This is a genomic window from Sphingobium indicum B90A, assembly GCF_000264945.2.
Taxonomy (GTDB): domain Bacteria; phylum Pseudomonadota; class Alphaproteobacteria; order Sphingomonadales; family Sphingomonadaceae; genus Sphingobium; species Sphingobium indicum.
In genome coordinates this window covers 3384364-3401251 of record NZ_CP013070.1, presented here as the reverse complement: position 1 = coordinate 3401251, position 16888 = coordinate 3384364, and the positions used below count along the sequence as shown (strand labels likewise).

The 16888-nt window shown below is 65.7% G+C and carries 15 protein-coding genes; 9 read left to right on the top strand and 6 right to left on the bottom strand.

Annotated features, from left to right (window positions below; genetic code table 11):
* Positions 1–40 precede the first annotated feature (40 nt).
* From SIDU_RS16435 to xseA, 4 genes are all read right to left on the bottom strand, one after another.
* Positions 41–3055, bottom strand: a complete 3015-nt coding sequence (locus SIDU_RS16435) for a TonB-dependent receptor plug domain-containing protein (protein ID WP_007689521.1) — start codon at positions 3053–3055, stop codon at positions 41–43.
* 320 nt (positions 3056–3375) lie between these two features.
* Entirely contained in the window at positions 3376–4203 is an 828-nt protein-coding gene (locus tag SIDU_RS16430; RefSeq protein ID WP_007689520.1) for a M23 family metallopeptidase, read from the bottom strand.
* A gap of 15 nt (positions 4204–4218) precedes the next feature.
* Entirely contained in the window at positions 4219–4428 is a 210-nt protein-coding gene (locus SIDU_RS16425; RefSeq protein ID WP_007689519.1) for a DUF2093 domain-containing protein, read from the bottom strand.
* Positions 4429–4459: 31 nt separating this feature from the next.
* A complete protein-coding gene (gene xseA / locus SIDU_RS16420) occupies positions 4460–5959 on the bottom strand; it encodes an exodeoxyribonuclease VII large subunit (RefSeq protein WP_007689518.1) in 1500 nt (499 codons plus the stop codon).
* A gap of 7 nt (positions 5960–5966) precedes the next feature.
* On the opposite strand from xseA, the gene purD reads away from it, so the two are divergent.
* Positions 5967–7250: a phosphoribosylamine--glycine ligase gene (purD, locus tag SIDU_RS16415; protein WP_007689517.1), complete on the top strand. Its 1284-nt coding sequence runs from the start codon at positions 5967–5969 to the stop codon at positions 7248–7250.
* 64 nt (positions 7251–7314) lie between these two features.
* Entirely contained in the window at positions 7315–7797 is a 483-nt protein-coding gene (locus SIDU_RS16410; RefSeq protein ID WP_007689516.1) for a hypothetical protein, read from the top strand.
* Between the two features lie 106 nt (positions 7798–7903).
* Here SIDU_RS16410 and SIDU_RS16405 read toward each other — a convergent pair whose 3' ends face one another.
* Entirely contained in the window at positions 7904–10072 is a 2169-nt protein-coding gene (locus SIDU_RS16405; protein WP_007689515.1) for an AsmA family protein, read from the bottom strand.
* Positions 10073–10230: 158 nt separating this feature from the next.
* On the opposite strand from SIDU_RS16405, the gene rpmI reads away from it, so the two are divergent.
* The 7 genes from rpmI to SIDU_RS16370 all read left to right on the top strand — a co-directional run bounded on the left by rpmI (position 10231) and on the right by SIDU_RS16370 (position 16281).
* The gene (gene rpmI, locus SIDU_RS16400) at positions 10231–10434 is read left to right on the top strand and encodes a 50S ribosomal protein L35 (RefSeq protein ID WP_007689506.1); all 204 of its coding nucleotides are present in this window, start codon (positions 10231–10233) and stop codon (positions 10432–10434) included.
* Between the two features lie 14 nt (positions 10435–10448).
* A complete protein-coding gene (gene rplT, locus SIDU_RS16395; protein WP_007689504.1) occupies positions 10449–10811 on the top strand; it encodes a 50S ribosomal protein L20 in 363 nt (120 codons plus the stop codon).
* A 197-nt stretch (positions 10812–11008) separates the two neighbouring features.
* Positions 11009–11629, top strand: a complete 621-nt coding sequence (locus SIDU_RS16390) for a LysE family translocator (protein WP_007689501.1) — start codon at positions 11009–11011, stop codon at positions 11627–11629.
* 60 nt (positions 11630–11689) lie between these two features.
* Complete coding sequence (locus tag SIDU_RS16385; protein ID WP_007689499.1) at positions 11690–12037, top strand: GIY-YIG nuclease family protein; 348 nt, start codon at positions 11690–11692, stop codon at positions 12035–12037.
* 22 nt (positions 12038–12059) lie between these two features.
* Positions 12060–13163 carry a phenylalanine--tRNA ligase subunit alpha gene (pheS, locus tag SIDU_RS16380; RefSeq protein WP_007689497.1) on the top strand — a complete coding sequence of 368 codons (1104 nt, stop codon included), beginning with the start codon at positions 12060–12062 and terminating at the stop codon, positions 13161–13163.
* Positions 13160–15574, top strand: coding sequence for a phenylalanine--tRNA ligase subunit beta (gene pheT / locus SIDU_RS16375; protein ID WP_007689495.1), 2415 nt, complete (start codon positions 13160–13162; stop codon positions 15572–15574). The genes pheS and pheT overlap by 4 nt, the downstream gene beginning before the upstream one ends.
* A complete protein-coding gene (locus SIDU_RS16370; protein WP_007689493.1) occupies positions 15571–16281 on the top strand; it encodes a DUF4386 domain-containing protein in 711 nt (236 codons plus the stop codon). The genes pheT and SIDU_RS16370 overlap by 4 nt, the downstream gene beginning before the upstream one ends.
* Here SIDU_RS16370 and SIDU_RS16365 read toward each other — a convergent pair.
* Positions 16229–16753 (bottom strand): hypothetical protein, encoded by a 525-nt coding sequence (locus SIDU_RS16365; protein ID WP_007689492.1) that lies wholly within the window; start codon positions 16751–16753, stop codon positions 16229–16231. The two genes, SIDU_RS16370 and SIDU_RS16365, sit on opposite strands and share 53 nt — an antisense overlap.
* Between the last annotated feature and the right edge of the window lie 135 nt (positions 16754–16888).

The following is a 16888-nucleotide window of genomic DNA, read 5'->3' as shown; positions in this document are numbered from 1 at the left end:
GGAAGCGCCCTTTCCTTATACCCTTTCGGACCAGTGAAGATCAGTAATTGAACTTCGCACCGATGCGGAAATAGCGCCCGAGAATACCTTCCCCACCCTGAACCGGGTTGTAGGCATGGGCGCCATAGGTGATCGTGTCGATCGGCGGCAGCTTGTCGAACACGTTCAGCATGTTGGCGTAGAAAGTGAACTGATCCGTCACCTTGACCTGCGCGTTGAGATCGAAGGTGATATAGTCCTTCACCCGACAAGGCAGCGAACCGTCGTTCAGGCCGCAATCCTTGTAGCCCGTGCCTTGGTCCATCGCCGACGTGTCGTACCCGCCGAAGAAGTTGGCCGTACCGCTGAGTGCGAAGCCACCAAAGTCCAGCGTGTTGGTCCACGTGCCGCGCCATTTTGGCGTGCCCGAGCCGGCCGTCAGGTTGAAGTTGCCGAGAGTGCCGTCATAACGTTCCACCGAGCCGTCGGGGAATTCGGTTTCCAGCCGCATGATGTAGCTGGCCTCAAGCGAACTCGACCAACGGATGCCATCGCTGATCGGCAGGTCGACATTCGCGGCGAAATCCAGACCTTCCGACTTGATGGTGTTCGCGTTGATGAAGCCCGACTGCACGAACGCAACGCGCGGCTGGCGCGGATCGCCCGGCGCAATGGGCACGTCTTCGATGACGTTGAAGCCCGCCGGGATCGGCAGACCGGCATAATAGGCCTGCAGTGCCGGGGTATTGTCGGCGGTCGTGATCGCACCCGTCTTCTTGATATTGTAATAATCGACGGAGAAGGACAGGCCCCGCATCGGTTCGACAAGGATGCCCGCCGTGAAGCTGCGCGACTTTTCAGCCTTCAACTCCGGATTGGCAAGCGAGGTCTGACCATAGCTGCCGCTGCGGATATATTGGGGGCATGCGCTGAACGTAGCGACCGTGCAACCATATTGAGCCAGATAAGTGTCGTTGAACAGGCTCTGGTTGTTGGTCACGAAACCCGTGGTCGGGAAGGTTGCGTTGGCTTCACCGAAACTGGGAACGCGGAAACCGCGCGAATAGGTGCCGCGCAGCAACACTTCCTTGATTGGCTTCACCTTCACGCCGATCTTGGGCGAGAAATTGTCGAGGCCGCCGGAATAACGGTCGTAACGTCCCGATGCGTTGACTTCGAGCTGGTCGAAAATCGGCGCATTCAGTTCCGCATAGGCCGAATAGACGCGGCGATCGCCTTTCACGGCGAAGCCGTTCAGACGGTAATAGCGTTCCGTACCGCCGTTGATGTCGGAGTTGATCGACGGCGAGTCGATCGCCTCATAACGGAACGACACACCAACACCGAGCTGCAAGGGACCACCCGGCAGGTCGAGCAGATCACCGCTGGCGTTCGCCTGCACCTGCACCATATCCGACGTCGAATTGGCAATCGCCGTCGGCATCAGATAATCCATCGTCGCCTGGCTGTTGGCGTTCGGATTGAGGAAATTGAAGCTGCCGTCCGCGATCACGTCCAGCAGATGCTGGATGTAGACATAGCCGTCCGACTTACGACGCAGATCCATGTGCATCGCGGTCGCGTCGACCTGATAGTTCCACTTGTCGTTGATCGGCCCCTTGATGCCCAACGCGCCGCGATAGGCGCGGGTGCGCGATTCATCATGTTCGATCGAGTTGGGCAAACGGCCAATGAGCGCCGCATTCTGCCCGGATGCCGCGAACGGGTTGTTCGGGTTTAGCGTGCCATTGGCGGCCGTGCAGGCCACGGTCGTGCCGCGCGGGCAGACATAGACCGGTAGCTGCAGGATATTGTTGTTGCCATAATAGGCGACGTTGCCCGAGGTCGAATAGCGCGGGAAGTAAAAAGGCGCCGGCGCGTTCGCGCGGAGCGTGCTGGGCAGGCCGTCATAGGCGACCTTGGTCGTCAGGAAGTTGAATTCTGCATAGGCTTCGCTCGAATCGCCGACGCGGGCGGTGAAGCGGGCCGACAGGCCGTAACGTTCAATATCCGGGTTGATGACGCCATAATTCTTGGTCAGGTCTTCCTGGCAAACGGTGGTGGGCGCGGCAGCATTGGCCGCATCGGCCAGTTCAGCGGCGGTCAGATTGTAAAGGGAGCCGCGCTGGCAAGCGACGGCCGGATTGAGCAACTGATAACGGCCGCTCTGCGTGCCGGTCAGCGCATCGGCCGGACGCACGAACAGGGTGCTTCCGGTGTTGGTCACGACCGGGCTGAACCCCGGATAGGCGCCGTCGGCGTCCAGACCGTCAACGACATTGTTTGGACCGCACACGCCATCATGGCAGATGTTGCGATAATCGTCGCTGTTGTAGGGATAGCGGCGCTGGTCGTTCTTCAGCTGCTTGCTGTTGTAGTAGAAGCCGCTGACATAGGCGTTGTAGCCATTGTCCTCCAGATCGCCGGTGCCGGCGGTCAGCGACAGACGATATTGCTGGCCATCGCCGCGGCTGGAGATGCCACTTTCGACACGGCCGGAAATGCCCTTGAAATTCTTCTTGGTGATGACGTTGACCACGCCCGCAATCGCGTCCGCGCCGTAGCTGGAAGAGGCGCCGTCGCGCAGTACTTCAATATGGTCGACAATGTCATCGGGAATGGTGTTGAGGTCGACAAAGTTGCGCGTGCCGTCATCCGACAGCGGATAATAGGCCGCACGCAAGCCGTCGAACAGGACCAGAGTCGAGTTGGTCGACAGACCGCGCAACGACACGGCCGAAGCACCGGCAGCAAACGCGCCGTTGGCAGAGAAGCTGTTGGTCAGCGCCGGACCGTTATTGGCCGCGATGCGCTGTAGGCCTTCCTGAACGGTGCTGATGCCCCGCTTATCGAGACTTTCAACCGAGACGGTCGTAACCGGCGACGGCGTTTCTGCATCGGTGCGGCGGATGATAGAACCGGTGACGACGATGACATCGCCCTCATCCGCATTGGCACCCTGTGCAGCATCCTGTGCGAAAGCGGGTGCGGAGAAGGCCGCGAGGCCGGCGCTGACGAGCGTCAACGCCTGAAGAGCCGCGCCACCGCGCAGCCCGATCTTGGTTATGGTCTTCACTATCCAGTCCCTTGCTCTGGAGGTCCGCGGATTGCCCCGCGCACTTTTCTTGACGGGTGAAGAGGGCGAAAGGAGCCCGACAGCAAACCCTCTTCACACGTGCTGCGCGATACTCTGCGCAGTCGTTTTATGAGTGTAAAGCAGAGTGGAAGGTCGAAAATCGCATTTGACCGGCACTGTAGCAATTATGCCACAGACCGAGAAAAGGAGATTGAACGCCCGTTTAACAACATTGTTACAGGCCTGAGTTTTGGGAGAAAATTTTGCGTTTCGGCGCGGCGAAACGAACGAATAAAATTATAGTTCCGTGAAATATTGCTTCAACTTTGCGGCATCGGCCCCGCCAGCAGGAGGGGGTCGATCCGCGCATCATTCCATTTCATGCCCCAGTGAAGATGGGGCCCGGTGGCCCGGCCGGTGGCGCCGATCGCGCCGATGCGCTGTCCTTGGACCACATGTTGGCCGGGAATCACGTCGATCCGCGAGAGATGGAGGAAAGCGCTGTTCAATCCATGTCCATGGTCGATCATCAGCAGATTGCCCTCCAGCGTGAAGGGGCGGTCGGCGGCCAGGATCACTACCCCATCGGCTGGCGCGACGACGGGCTCGCCCGGCGCGCCGGCTATGTCGACGCCGCCATGATAGGCGCCCGGCTGGCCCTGATAGACGCGCTGCGATCCGAACAGGCCGGAGATGCGGCCGATGCGCGGCCAGATGAAGCGCTGGCGCCAGCCCTGCGCGTCCGTCACGACATTGCGCGCAGCGGCGATCCGTTCCAGTTCGGGCTTGCGCAGCGCGAGGAAGGCTTCGGTGCTTTTCGTCGGGCGCAGCGGCGCATTCACCTGCTCGATCCGCCAGTCGCGGGGCGCGACGGCGAGGGCGCGGTCGAGCGGGGTGCCGTCGGCCAGGCGTCCGGTCAGCCAGGCCTGCGGCTGCGCGTCGCGGTCGAAGGCGATCAGGAAACGGCCGTCGGCATCGACCGGCACCAGCTGTCCGTCGAGGCGCAGTTCGACTATTCCCTTGGGCGCCGTGCCCAGCAGGACGCCGCCCTGGACGGGCGCGCCAGTCAGCATCAGTTGCGCGGGAGGGGGAGCCTCAGCCGCCATGGCGATCGTCGCCAGCGCGGCGGCGGCGATCCAACCCTTCATGGACGACCCGGCATCTTACAGGCCACGCGCCTTTAATTCGGCCTGGGCGGAGATTTCGGCGCTGGCATAGGGTTCCTGCCGGGCGATGCTCCAGTAGCGCAGATCCTCCAGCGGGATTTTCCGCCCGCTGACGGCGCAGAGCACATGGTCGCCCGCCTGGAGCACGCGGAAGCTGTAGGCCATATAGTGCAGCCGGGCCGGGCGGTCGCGGTTGGACATCAGCATGGGATCACTCGGCCTTTCTTGCGCAGCGGCGTCATCGGGAAAACAGGTCCGGTTGGCCCGCTTCCTTGCCCTCGCGGGGTTTGCGCGGGGGGCGTGACGGGTTCGATATAGCTTCGGCGGGCGGCTTCTCAAGGGGCGTGCCGCCTTCGATGGTCGCGCCCACCGCGCCGTCGCGGAAGTGCAGGCTGACCGCCCCCGCCGCCTGCGCATCCGCCACGGATTTGACCAGCCGGTCGCCCGCCATCACCCGCGCGAAGCCGCGTTGCAGCGGCAGGTCGGGATTGACCGAGGTGAACAGCCGCGACACCCGGTCGAAGGCTGTCGCCCGGTCCCGATAGACGCGCTCCAGATAATCGGGGCGCAGTTGCAGCCGGGCCACGCGCTCGGCGGCGCGGTTGACATATTGGCGCAGCAGCGCGGGGCGCAGCGCGCCGCCCGCCTGGCCCAGATGCGTGCGGGCATCGGCGATGCGGTGCCGCAGGGCGCTGGCAATGCCATCGGACAATTGGTCGAGCCGTTGGCGCTGGGGCGCAAGCAGCGTGTCGGGCGTGGGCATCAGCCGCGCCTGCATGTCCAGCCGTTCGCGGGCCTGCGCCGCGCCGCGCCGCACGGCCCGGTCCATGCGCAGCCCCTGTTCGGTCAGCATCGCCATCAGTTCGGCGCGAACCGGCACGGCCATTTCCGCCGCGGCGGTGGGCGTGGGGGCGCGCATGTCGGCGGCATAGTCGCACAGCGTCGTGTCCGTTTCATGCCCCACGGCGGAGATGATCGGGATGGAGCATTCGGCCACGGCGCGGACGACGATTTCCTCGTTGAAGCTCCACAGATCCTCTATCGATCCGCCGCCCCGCGCCACGATCACCAGGTCGGGCCGGGGAATGGGGCCGCCCGGCTGCATCGCGCTGAAGCCGCGCACCGCCCGCGCCACCTGTTCCGCCGCGCCCTGCCCCTGCACCAGCACCGGCCAGAGCAGCACCTGCGTCGGGCAGCGATCCTCCAGACGGTGGAGAATGTCGCGGATCACCGCGCCGGTGGGCGACGTCACGACGCCGATGACGCGGGGCATGAAGGGCAGGCGGCGCTTGGCGGATCGGTCGAACAGCCCTTCGGCGGCGAGTTTCTGCTTCAATTTTTCCAGCAGCGCCATCAGCGCGCCTTCGCCCGCCAGTTCCATCCGATCGATCACGATCTGATATTTGGAGCGGCCCGGATAGGTGGTGAGCTTGCCGGTGGCGATCACCTCCACCCCGTCCTGCGGCGCGAAGGGCAGGCGCGCCGCCCCGCCCTTCCACATCACGCCGTCGATCACGGCATTGTCGTCCTTAAGGCAGAGATAGATGTGGCCGGACCCGGCCCGCTTGAACCCGGAAATCTCGCCGCGCAGGCGGACATGGCCGAAACGGTCCTCCACCGTGCGCTTCAGCAGGGCCGACAATTCGCTCACGCTGAGCGGCGGCGCGTTGTCCCCTGAGCGTTCCTCGGCTAACAGGCGCCCCGACACATCATATCCAGCTTCATATTCCGGGGACATGGGCGAAATGAACATCCTTCTGTTGGGCGGCGGCGGCCGCGAACATGCGCTGGCGTGGAAGCTGGCGCAATCGCCCGCCCTTGCCACCCTTTATGCCGCGCCCGGCAACCCCGGCATAGCCCAGCATGCGACATTGGTCGACCTGGATGCCACGGATCATCGCGCCGTCGTGGATTTCTGCCTGCGCCACAGCATCGGGCTGGTGGTGATCGGGCCGGAAGCGCCGCTGGTCGACGGGCTGGCGGACAATTTGCGGGTCAAGGGCTATCCTGTGTTCGGTCCCGGCAAGAAGGCGGCGCAACTGGAAGGCTCCAAGGGCTTCACCAAGGATCTGTGCAAGCGCGCCAATATCCCCACCGCCGCCTATGAGCGCGTCGCCAGCAAGGACGGCGCCATCGCCGCGCTGGACGATTTCGCGCTGCCGGTGGTGATCAAGGCCGACGGGCTGGCGGCGGGCAAGGGCGTCATCATCGCGGAAACGCGTGAACAGGCGGTCGAGGCGATCGAGGACATGTTCTCCGGCGCTTTCGGCGCGGCGGGCGCGGAAGCGGTGCTGGAGGAGTTCATGACCGGGGAGGAGGCCAGCTTCTTCGCCCTGACCGACGGGAGCGCGATCCTGCCCTTCGGATCGGCGCAGGATCACAAGCGGGTCGGCGACGGCGACACCGGCCCCAATACCGGCGGCATGGGGGCCTATAGCCCGGCCCGCGTGCTGACCCCGAAACTGGAAGCGGAGGTGATCGAGAAGATCGTCCGCCCCACCGTCGACACGCTGGCGGCCGAGGGGACGCCCTATAGCGGCGTTCTCTATGCCGGGTTGATGCTGACCGACGAGGGACCGAAGCTGATCGAATATAATGCCCGCTTCGGCGATCCCGAATGCCAGGTGCTGATGATGCGTTTCGACGGCGATCTGGTCGAATTGCTGCTGGCGGTGGCGGAGGGGCGGCTGGCCGGTCAGGGGCCGGTGCAACTGGCTGAGCGCGCCGCGCTGACCGTCGTCATGGCGGCGAACGGCTATCCCGGCACGCCGGAGAAGGGCGGCGCGATCACGGGCATCGACGCGGCGGAAGCCGCAGGGGCGCGGGTTTTCCATGCGGGGACGGCGGACAAGGACGGCGCGATTGTCGCCAATGGCGGCCGCGTGTTGAACGTCACCGCGACCGGCGACACGGTAAAGGCGGCGCAGCAGGCAGCCTACAAGGCGGTCGACGCCATCGGCTTCCCGACCGGCTTCTGCCGCCGCGACATCGGATGGAGGGAAGTCGCGCGGGAGGAGGAGGCGCGCTGATCCCCTTGCGGCGCGCGTTCAACCATCTTTAAATAGGGCGAATTCGGACAGGGAGGGACGAGCGATGCAGGAATTTTTCATGGACTATGGCCTGTGGCTGCTGATCGCGCTGCTGGTCATCATAGGCGTCATATTCCTGCTGTCCGGGCGCAACCGGGCGGGCGAGCCGGCCGCGCCCGTGGAGACGAAGAAGCCCGCCGCTCCCGTTGCCGCTCCGCCCGTTGCCGACCCAGCAGAGCCGGCCGCTCCCGGACCTGTCGCCGCTGCCCCTATTTCGGCGCAACCTGCGGCCCCCGCGTCGCCCGGCGATGCCGACGACCTGCTGAAGCTGAAGGGCGTGGGGCCGAAGCTCAACGCGTTGCTGCTCGATCTGGGCGTCACCCGCTATGCCCAGATCGCCGGCTGGAGCGATGCCGACATAGCCGCCATCGATGCCAGGCTAGGCAATTTCAAGGGCCGCCCGGTGCGCGACCAGTGGATCGACCAGGCCAAATATCTCGCCGCCGGAGACCTGGCCGGTTTCGAAGCGAAATATGGCAAGATTTGAACGGTCAGGCCGGTAGGGGCGCCGTCGCCACCGCTCTCCTGCCTCTCATGACGATCACGCCCATGACCAGCGGGTGCCAAAAAAAGGCAGCGGTTTTGAGGGCGGGTCAGAAGATGCCCAGGAATTTCTTTTCCTGGCTCCTGTTTTCGCGGGCGGTGCCCCTGCCGGCCTCGTCCTTGGCCGTGGTGCCGCGGCCGACATCGTCGCGGGGCTTGCCGCCCCTGGTGCGCTGGGCGGCGGCGGTCGCGCCGGCGAGGACCGGGCCGCAGGCGGCGCTCTTGGCGTCGCCGACATCGACGAAGGCAAGCACCGAGGCGAGCGGCGTGGCCGCGATGCCGAGCGCCGCCGCCGCGCCGCCGCGCGCGACCAGTTCGGGGCTGATCACGTCGATGCCCGGCCTGGCGAAAGTGCCGCCGATGCCGACAGGCGACTGGCCGGAAAACAGGCTGAACTTCTTGCCGTCGGCGCGGAAGGCGAGGTCCAGGCTCTCGTTGCGGAAGGAAAAGCCGCCCCGGCCCAGCATCACATTCTTGCGCGTATCGATGATGATCGGATCGGCGGCCGCCACGCCGTCGCGCACGGTGAAGGCGATCAGGCCGCAATTGATCTCCACCGGATCCTTCAGCTTCTTCTGGAACATCTTGGTGATGAAGGTGCCGATGTCGAGTTCCGACAGTTGCACATTGCGCGCCCACATGGAGCCGGCCGGCAGGATCACCGCGATGCGGCCGTTGGACGCGCCGAGCGAATCGTGCAGCGTGTTGCCGAGGCCTGTCATCTGGACCCGCGCCTTGATCGTGCCGGTGGTGCCGGATTCCTCGACGCCCCAGCGGGCGAGCAGCTTTCCCATCGGCGTGGGCGACAGGCGGATGTCGTAGACGGTGCGGACCGGCTGCACGCGGGCATCGATGCTGATGTCGGAACTGACATGGCCGCCCGACATGTCGAAGGTCAGCGGCGACAAGGTGAGCAGGCTGCGGTCCAGCGAAAGCGTCAGGCCGATGTTGGACACAGGCAGATTGTCGGCGCGGATGCGGCGGACGTCGTAGCGGACCCGCGCATCGAAATTGCGCAGCGCCTCCACCCGCAGCGGCGCGTCGGGCAGGATGCGCGGCGCGCCGCCGACCGTCCGGATCGCGCCCGCCTTGCCCTGCCGCGCCAGCCGTTCGGGATCGTAGCCGATGAAGGGACCGACATCGATTATGTCGAGGCTTTGGGTGGCGAGGTCGGCCTTCAGCAACAGCCGATCGTCGGGCAGCGACACGGTCAGGCGGCCAGCCAGGTCGCTGTCGCCGAAGCGGCCCTTGAGATGGGTGAACCGCCATTCGCCGCCCGCCTTGGTCAGGGCGGAGGTGAAGCGATAGGCGCGGGTTTCGGGAATGGCGACGCCCAGGAAATCGAACAGCCGGGCTAGATTGGGGCCGTGGGCCAGCAGGCGCAGGTCCGCGCCCTCGATCTCGGTCGCGCCGGGCAGCGTGCCGCTGACCTCCAGCACGGTCGCGCCCGCCTCCGCTTGGAGGGCAAGCTGGTTCCTGCCGCCCGTCACCGTTTCATCGGGCGAAAGCAGGCCGCCGCGCAGCGTGAAGGGACGGGCCCGCATCGTCCCGGTGCCGGAAAAGCGCACGTCGCCGGCGAAGCGGGTGTCCCGCGCCTTCACCGTCTCGAAGCCCAGGTCGGCGGCGAGTTGCATGCGGGGATCGCGATAGCGCAGCGTCGTGCCGGCCAGGAGAGCGCGGCGGATCAGCGGCAGGTTGAGCGGTTCGCCCTTCCTGTCCGGATCGCCGAAGGTCCACGTGTTGCTCCTGCCGTCCCGCGACCATTCGAGGTCAACGGCGGCGTTGCGCAGTTCCAGCCAGCCCAGCTTGTATTTGTCGCCGAACATCAGGCTGAGCGGCGCGATGCGGCTGTCGATCAGGTCGGCGCGGAAAAAGTCGGGGCGGCTGGCCCAGGGCGTATTGGCGATGGCCATATGTTCTGCGCGGAACTTGATGGCGATGGGATCGAAATAAAGCTGGAAATCGCCGCCGACGCGCACGGTGCGTTCCAGGCGGCTGCCGAGCATCCGTTCGAAGGGATGCTTGAGGAAGCGGCCCTTGGTGATGAAGAGGATCAGCCAGAGCGCGAAGAGGATGCCGACGATCCAGAGCAGGATGCGCACCGGCAGGGGCAGCCTTCGCCAGCCCTGGCGCATGCGTTGGACATGGTGGCCCGCGCCGCGAGGATGCGGCGGCTCGCTCGCCGGCCTATCCGGCCGGAGGGGATCTGCGTCGGCCATGGCGGTTGAACGCCGGTCCGCCTTTTTGGGTCCGAATCGCTTGCGTTCCGGGATGCTTGCGACTATGGGCCGCCCTTCGCGATATTCAAGAAGGACCGCCCGGCTATCTAGGGCTGCCGTGGCTGTCCGTAATCGTCGCGCTGTAAAAGGAGACGAAAATGCCCAAGCTCAAGACCAAGAGCGGTGTGAAAAAGCGCTTCAAGTTCACCGCTTCCGGCAAGGTCAAGCACGGCGTCGCTGGCAAGCGTCACCGCCTGATCAGCCACAATGCGAAATATATCCGCCAGAATCGCGGCACCTCGGTCATGTCCGACGCCGACGTGGCCCATGTGCGCCTCTGGGCGCCCTATGGCCTGAAGTAAGGGAGGGCTGACCAATGGCACGTGTCAAGCGTGGTACGACCACCAAGGCGAAGCATAAGAGGATTTTGGATCAGGCGAAGGGCTATTATGGCCGTCGCAAGAACACGATCCGCATCGCCCGCCAAGCCGTCGAAAAGGCCGGCCAGTATGCCTATCGCGACCGCAAGGTCAAGAAGCGGACCTTCCGCGGCCTGTGGATCCAGCGCATCAACGCCGGCGTCCGCGCCGAGGGCCTGACCTATTCGCAGTTCATGCACGGCCTGAAGCTGGCCGGCGTGGAACTGGACCGCAAGGTTCTGGCCGACATCGCGATGCACGAGGGCGAGGCGTTCAGCGCCATCATCGCCCAGGCGAAGGCTGCGCTGCCCGCGGCCTGAACTTAGAACGATCGCAAGATCGTCCAAAGGGGCGCCGGGGCAGATGCCTTCGGCGCCCTTTTGTTTTTGCCTGGAATTGGCGCCAATCGCCCTTCATCCGTTCGCTTCGAGCGCAGCCGGGAAGCAGGGGCGTCCGTGTCTCGACCACGCTCGACACGAACGGAAGGTTGTGCGCTGGCCTGCAAAGGAGAAAACCCATGTCGCTGCATGTCTGGTGGCTCTACGTCACGGCGGTTTTCCTGATCTCGGCCACGCCGGGACCGAACATGCTGCATGTGATGACGCAGAGCATCCATCATGGTCCGCGCCGCGCGATCGCCACCATGGCGGGGCTGATGAGCGCGATCCTGCTGTGCCTGATCGCCTCCGCGCTGGGGCTGGGGGCGTTGCTGAAAGCCTCTCCGCGCCTGTTCGACGGGCTGCGCTATGCCGGCGTCGCCTATCTGATCTGGCTGGGCGTCAAGGCCTGGCGCGCGCCGGTGGGCGAAGCAGGCGAGGTGGGCGCCACGCGGGCGCGGTCGCTGCGGGCGCTCTATGGCACGGGATTGCTCACCGGCCTCAGCAATCCCAAGCTCATCATCTTCGCGGCCGCGCTGTTTCCGCAGTTCATCGATACCGGCCGGCCCTTTGCGATGCAGTTGGGCATATTGGTAGCGAGCTTCGTCGCCATCGAATTCGGCTGGCAGTGCGTCTATGCGCTGGGGGGCGCGAAGCTCGCCCGCTGGCTGGCGCCCGCGAACCGGCAGCGGTTGTTCAATCGGGGAACGGGGCTGATGTTCATCGGCTTCGGCGGGGCGTTGCTGGGGGCGCGGGCGTAAGTCCCCGCTTTTCCGCCTCGTCATTCCCGCGAAAGCGGGAACCCATATCCCGAGGAATGCATGAAACGCGAAATCAGCCCAACGGTCTATATATTGGCGAGCCGCCGAAATGGGACGCTGTACACCGGCGTTACCTCCGACCTCGTAAAGCGTCTATACGAACATCGAAACGGCTTGATTGAAGGCTTCACGAGCGACTACGGCGTCAAGCGCCTCGTCTGGTTCGAAATGCATGACGCGATCGATGGCGCGATATTGCGGGAAAAGCGGATCAAGAAATGGAACAGGCAATGGAAGATCGAGCTGATCGAGGCTGGAAATCCCGAATGGGATGATCTGGCCCTGGCTTTCGGCTTTGAACCCCTCCGCGAGAGGGCAGGAGATGGGTTCCCGCTTTCGCGGGAATGACGGGAAAGTGGAACGACGTTCGATGACTGAGATTGCCAATCTGAAAGCCGGCCTGATCGCGGATATTGCCGCCGCCGACACGCTCGACGCGCTGGAGGCGCTGCGGGTCGGCACCTTGGGCAAGAACGGCGTGGTGACGGGGCTGCTCAAGACGCTGGGTCCGATGAGTCCGGAGGAGCGGCTGGAGAAAGGCCCGCCGATCCAGGATTTGCGGGAGAGCGTGACGGCGGCGCTGGCGGAAAGGAAGGCGGCGCTGGAGCAGGCGGCGCTCGATGCGAAGCTCGCGGCCGAGAAGATCGACATGACCCTGCCCGCCGACATCGGTCCGCAGGGGTCCGTGCATCCGGTCAGCCAGGTGATGGACGAGCTGGCGGAGATTTTCGCTGACCTCGGCTTCTCCGTGGCGACGGGACCGGAGATCGAGGACGACTGGCATAATTTCACCGCGCTCAACATTCCCGAGACGCATCCGGCGCGGGCGATGCACGACACTTTCTACTTCCCCGACACAAGCGATGAGGATGGGGACGGGAAGAAGATGCTGCTGCGCACCCACACCTCCCCCGTGCAGATCCGCACGATGAAGAACCAGGAACCGCCGATCCGCATCATCGCGCCGGGCCGGGTCTATCGGTCGGACAGCGACGCGACGCATACGCCGATGTTCCATCAGATCGAGGGGCTGGTGATCGACAAGGGCATCACGCTCGGCCATCTCAAATGGACGCTGGAGACCTTCCTGAAGGCCTTTTTCGAGCGCGACGACATCGTCCTGCGCCTGCGGCCCAGCTATTTCCCCTTCACGGAGCCTTCGGTGGAGGTCGACGTCGGCTATACGCTGGCGGGCGGCCAGCGGGTGATCGGCGGCGACGGCGACGCGCCGGGCGGCGGCTGGCTGGAGGTGCTGGGCAGCGGCATGGTCAACCGCCGGGTGATCGAGGCGTGCGGGCTCGATCCGGACGAATGGCAGGGCTTTGCCTTCGGCACCGGCGTCGACCGGCTCGCCATGCTGAAATATGGGATGAACGACTTGCGCGCTTTCTTCGACGGCGATCTGCGCTGGCTCAAACATTACGGCTTTTCGGCGCTGGACGTGCCGACGCTGAGCGGAGGAGTGGGCGCATGAAGTTCACGCTGAGCTGGCTCAAGACGCATCTCAATACCGATGCGGACCTGCCGACGGTCCTCAAGGGGCTGACGAACATCGGGCTTGAGGTCGAGGGCGTGGAGAATCCGGCGGAAAAGCTGGGCGCATTCCGCATCGCCAGGGTGCTGACGGCGGAGCGCCATCCGCAGGCGGACAAGCTGCAGGTGCTGACCGTGGATGCGGGCGAGGGCGCCATCCAGGTCGTCTGCGGCGCGCCCAATGCGCGGGCGGGCCTGGTCGGCGTGTTCGGGACAGAGGGCGCGGTGGTGCCGGCCAACGGCATGGTGCTGAAGAAGACCGCGATTCGCGGCGTCGAATCCAACGGCATGATGTGTTCCTTCCGCGAACTGGAACTGGGCGAGGATCATGACGGGATCATCGAACTCAGCGCCGACGCGCCGGTGGGGCAGTCCTATGCGGCGTGGGCCGGGCTGGACGATCCGGTCATCGACGTGTCGATCACGCCCAACCGGCAGGACTGCATGGGCGTGCGCGGCATCGCGCGCGACCTGGCGGCGGCGGGGCTGGGCACGCTAAATGCGCTGATCGTGCCGGTGATCGAGGCGGCCGGGCCGGGACCGGACGTGCGGATAGAGGATGCCGAGGGCTGTCCCGCCTTCTTCGCGCGGACAGTGCGCGGCGTGAGGAACGGCAGTTCGCCCGAATGGATGGCCAAGCAGTTGAAGGCCATCGGGCAGAAGCCGATCAGCACGCTGGTCGACATCACCAATTACATCATGATCGATCTGGGCCGGCCGCTGCACGTCTATGACATGGCGACGCTGAAGGGCGGGCTGGTGGCGCGGCGCGGCAGGCCGGGCGAGCAGGTGCTGGCGCTGAACGGCAAGAGCTACGCCGTCGACGAGAGCATGACCGTGATCGCCGACGACGAGGCAGTCCACGACATTGGCGGCATCATGGGCGGCGAGCATTCGGGCGCCACCGAAGCCACGACCGACGTGCTGATCGAATGCGCCTATTTCACGCCGGAGCGGATCGCGGTGACGGGGCAGAAGCTGGGGCTGACCAGCGACGCCCGCGCACGGTTCGAACGTGGGGTGGACCCCGCCTTCCTGGACGACGGCCTGTCGATCGCGACCTATCTGGTGACGCATCTGTGCGGCGGCAGCGCGAGCGAGGCGACCCGCGCCGGCAGTCCGCCGGCGGCCGCGAAGACCGTGACCTACGATCCGGCGCAATGCCTGGCGCTGGCCGGCGTGGACGTGGGGGATTCCGAGCAGAAGCGCATCCTGGAAAGCCTGGGCTTCGCGGTGGAGGGCCATGACGCCACCTTCGAATATCAGGACGGCGTGCCGGTCACCACCCCGGCCAACTGGACCGTGACGGTGCCGAGCTGGCGGCGTGACGTCGACGGTTGGCCTGACATCGTGGAGGAGGTGGTGCGCATCGTCGGGCTGGATCAGGTGCCCTCCACCCCCCTGCCCCGCGCCCCCGGCGTCGCCAAGCCGACCGCCACGCCGGAACAGGCCGTCGAGCGGCGCGTGCGCCGGACGGCGGCGGCGCGCGGGCTGGCCGAAGCGATCAACTGGTCCTTCATTTCGGAGAAGGAGGCCGCCGCGGTCGGCGGCGGGGCATGGACCCTCGCCAACCCGATTTCGGAGGATCTGAAGGTCATGCGGCCTTCCCTGCTGCCCGGCCTGCTTTCGGCCACGCGGCGGAACGCGGATCGGGGCGCGGCGGCGGTGCGGCTGTTCGAGCTGGGCCGCCGCTATCTGGCGGACAGGGAGCGGGCGACCGTCGGCTTCGTGCTGGCGGGCGAGAAGGTGGCGCGGGGCTGGCAGACGGGGAAGGCGCAGCCCTTCTCCGTCTTCGACGCCAAAAGCGAGGTGATCGCGCTGCTGGCGGCGGCGGGGGCGCCCGTCGCCAATCTGCAGAGCTTCGGCGAGGCGTCTGGCGCCTATCATCCGGGCCAGTCGGGCACGATGCGGCTGGGGCCGAAGACCGTGCTGGCGGAATTCGGCGTGCTGCATCCGAGCCTCGCCAAGCAGTTCGGGCTGACCGGCACGGTGGTCGCGGGAGAGGTCTTCCTGGACGCGATCCCCGCAAAGCGGGCCAGCGGCTTCATGCGCGCGCCCTATGCGCCGCCGGCCTTGCAGGCGGTGAAGCGCGACTTCGCCTTCGTCATCGATGAGGCCGTCGAAGCCGAAACGCTGGTCCGGGCCGTCAGGAACGCGGACAAGAAGGCGATCGTCGATGCGCGGCTGTTCGACCTGTTCGTCGGGCCGGGCGTTGAGGAGGGCAAGAAGAGTCTTGCCGTCGAGATCACGCTGCAACCCGGCGAAAAAAGCTTTTCCCAGGAAGAACTGGACGCGATCAGCGCCGCGGTGGTGAAGGCGGCGGAAAAGCTGGGCGGCACGCTGCGCGGATGAGGCTGTTCGCCGGGATCCAGGGGAAGGCGCGGCTCGCCGGCCTCTTCCTTCTCGGCGGAATGGCGCTGCGCGGCGTGGGTGAGGCCATGATCCGCGCCGCTCTGGTCGTGCCCGGTTCCGGGCGGGAGACGGCGCGGAACATAAGGGACTTCCCCTGGGCCTATCGCGCCGCGGAGGCGAGCGATCTGGCGATGATCTGCGCCATGCTGGGGGCGACCGTGCTGCTTTACGCGCTGTTCGCGCCGGTCGGGAGGCATGTTGCGCGGATGGCGGCACTGCTTTCCGTCATCGGCATCGCGACGCTGGCGGCCAGCGGCCTTCCGGCCATGGCGCCGCTGGTCCTGCTGGACGGCGCGCCGCATCCGGGCATCGGCATGGCGCAGACCTATTCCCTCGTGGAACTGGCGCTGCTGCTGCGGGATCAGGTTCAGGGCATAGCCCGCATCTTCCTGGCGCTGTACCTGCTGCTGACCGGGCTGCTGGTTTTCCGTTCGCGGCGGTTTCCCCGCGCTCTGGGCGCGGCGCTGATCTTCGGCGGCTCTCTGCAAGCGGCCGTGCGCCTGGTGGCCCTGACGGCGCCGGACCTGGCCGATGCGACGGTGATTCAGGCAGACATCGTGGCGGTGACGGCGGAGGCGGCCTTTGCCCTATGGCTTATTTTTTCGCCTCATCCGACTTCTCCTGCGCGGTCGGAGGCGGACTCGTGATCTTGCAGCCCCTGGCGTCGGCCAGGCCGCGCAGATAGCCGCGCCGGGCTATGCCGGCGGTGACGGCGGCTTCCAGACGGCGCTCGGCGGGCGCCGCGCCGCTGATCTCCCGCACCAGGCCGCGAAAGGGGATGATCGAATTGACGATGGTCTTGCCGACCGCTTCGGCGATCTTGCCGGTGCGGTTCTCATTGGCCTTCTGCCCCACGGTGAAATCGGGGCCGAGCACCGCGTCAAGCTCCTCGAGCGAGGTCTTGAGCGCCTTGCAGCTCCGCACCGGCGGGCGCCGATAGGGGTCTTCGACCGCCTTCTGGAGCACGTCGGGAATCTTGTCCTTGTCGATGCCGACGTCCCGCGCCGGCTGGGTGGCGATGGTGCCCGCCTTCTTCAGCGTGTCGTCCTTCTTCTCCTGTTCCTGCGCCAGGGCGCCCGTCGAACAGAGCAGCAGCGCAGCCACGCCAATCCATTTCATCCGATTTTCTCCCTGCTGCTCCTTCAACCCGTTGAGACAGGGCGTGGTTCCGCGCCTGGTTCGCCGCCCCTGATTCTTTGCTTTCCGCGATTTCCTGACCAGCGATCGGTTCCGATCGCCTGGAAATCGCTCTAT

Excerpts from the sequence above, each read along its gene's own strand:
- SIDU_RS16430 (WP_007689520.1), bottom strand. The coding sequence starts at position 4,203 with ATGAAGGGTTGGATCGCCGCCGCCGCGCTGGCGACGATCGCCATGGCG.
- SIDU_RS16425 (WP_007689519.1), bottom strand. The coding sequence starts at position 4,428 with ATGCTGATGTCCAACCGCGACCGCCCGGCCCGGCTGCACTATATGGCC.
- xseA (WP_007689518.1), bottom strand. The coding sequence starts at position 5,959 with ATGTCCCCGGAATATGAAGCTGGATATGATGTGTCGGGGCGCCTGTTA.
- purD (WP_007689517.1), top strand. The coding sequence starts at position 5,967 with ATGAACATCCTTCTGTTGGGCGGCGGCGGCCGCGAACATGCGCTGGCG.
- SIDU_RS16410 (WP_007689516.1), top strand. The coding sequence starts at position 7,315 with ATGCAGGAATTTTTCATGGACTATGGCCTGTGGCTGCTGATCGCGCTG.
- SIDU_RS16405 (WP_007689515.1), bottom strand. The coding sequence starts at position 10,072 with ATGGCCGACGCAGATCCCCTCCGGCCGGATAGGCCGGCGAGCGAGCCG.
- rpmI (WP_007689506.1), top strand. The coding sequence starts at position 10,231 with ATGCCCAAGCTCAAGACCAAGAGCGGTGTGAAAAAGCGCTTCAAGTTC.
- rplT (WP_007689504.1), top strand. The coding sequence starts at position 10,449 with ATGGCACGTGTCAAGCGTGGTACGACCACCAAGGCGAAGCATAAGAGG.
- SIDU_RS16390 (WP_007689501.1), top strand. The coding sequence starts at position 11,009 with ATGTCGCTGCATGTCTGGTGGCTCTACGTCACGGCGGTTTTCCTGATC.
- SIDU_RS16385 (WP_007689499.1), top strand. The coding sequence starts at position 11,690 with ATGAAACGCGAAATCAGCCCAACGGTCTATATATTGGCGAGCCGCCGA.
- pheS (WP_007689497.1), top strand. The coding sequence starts at position 12,060 with ATGACTGAGATTGCCAATCTGAAAGCCGGCCTGATCGCGGATATTGCC.
- pheT (WP_007689495.1), top strand. The coding sequence starts at position 13,160 with ATGAAGTTCACGCTGAGCTGGCTCAAGACGCATCTCAATACCGATGCG.
- SIDU_RS16370 (WP_007689493.1), top strand. The coding sequence starts at position 15,571 with ATGAGGCTGTTCGCCGGGATCCAGGGGAAGGCGCGGCTCGCCGGCCTC.
- SIDU_RS16365 (WP_007689492.1), bottom strand. The coding sequence starts at position 16,753 with ATGAAATGGATTGGCGTGGCTGCGCTGCTGCTCTGTTCGACGGGCGCC.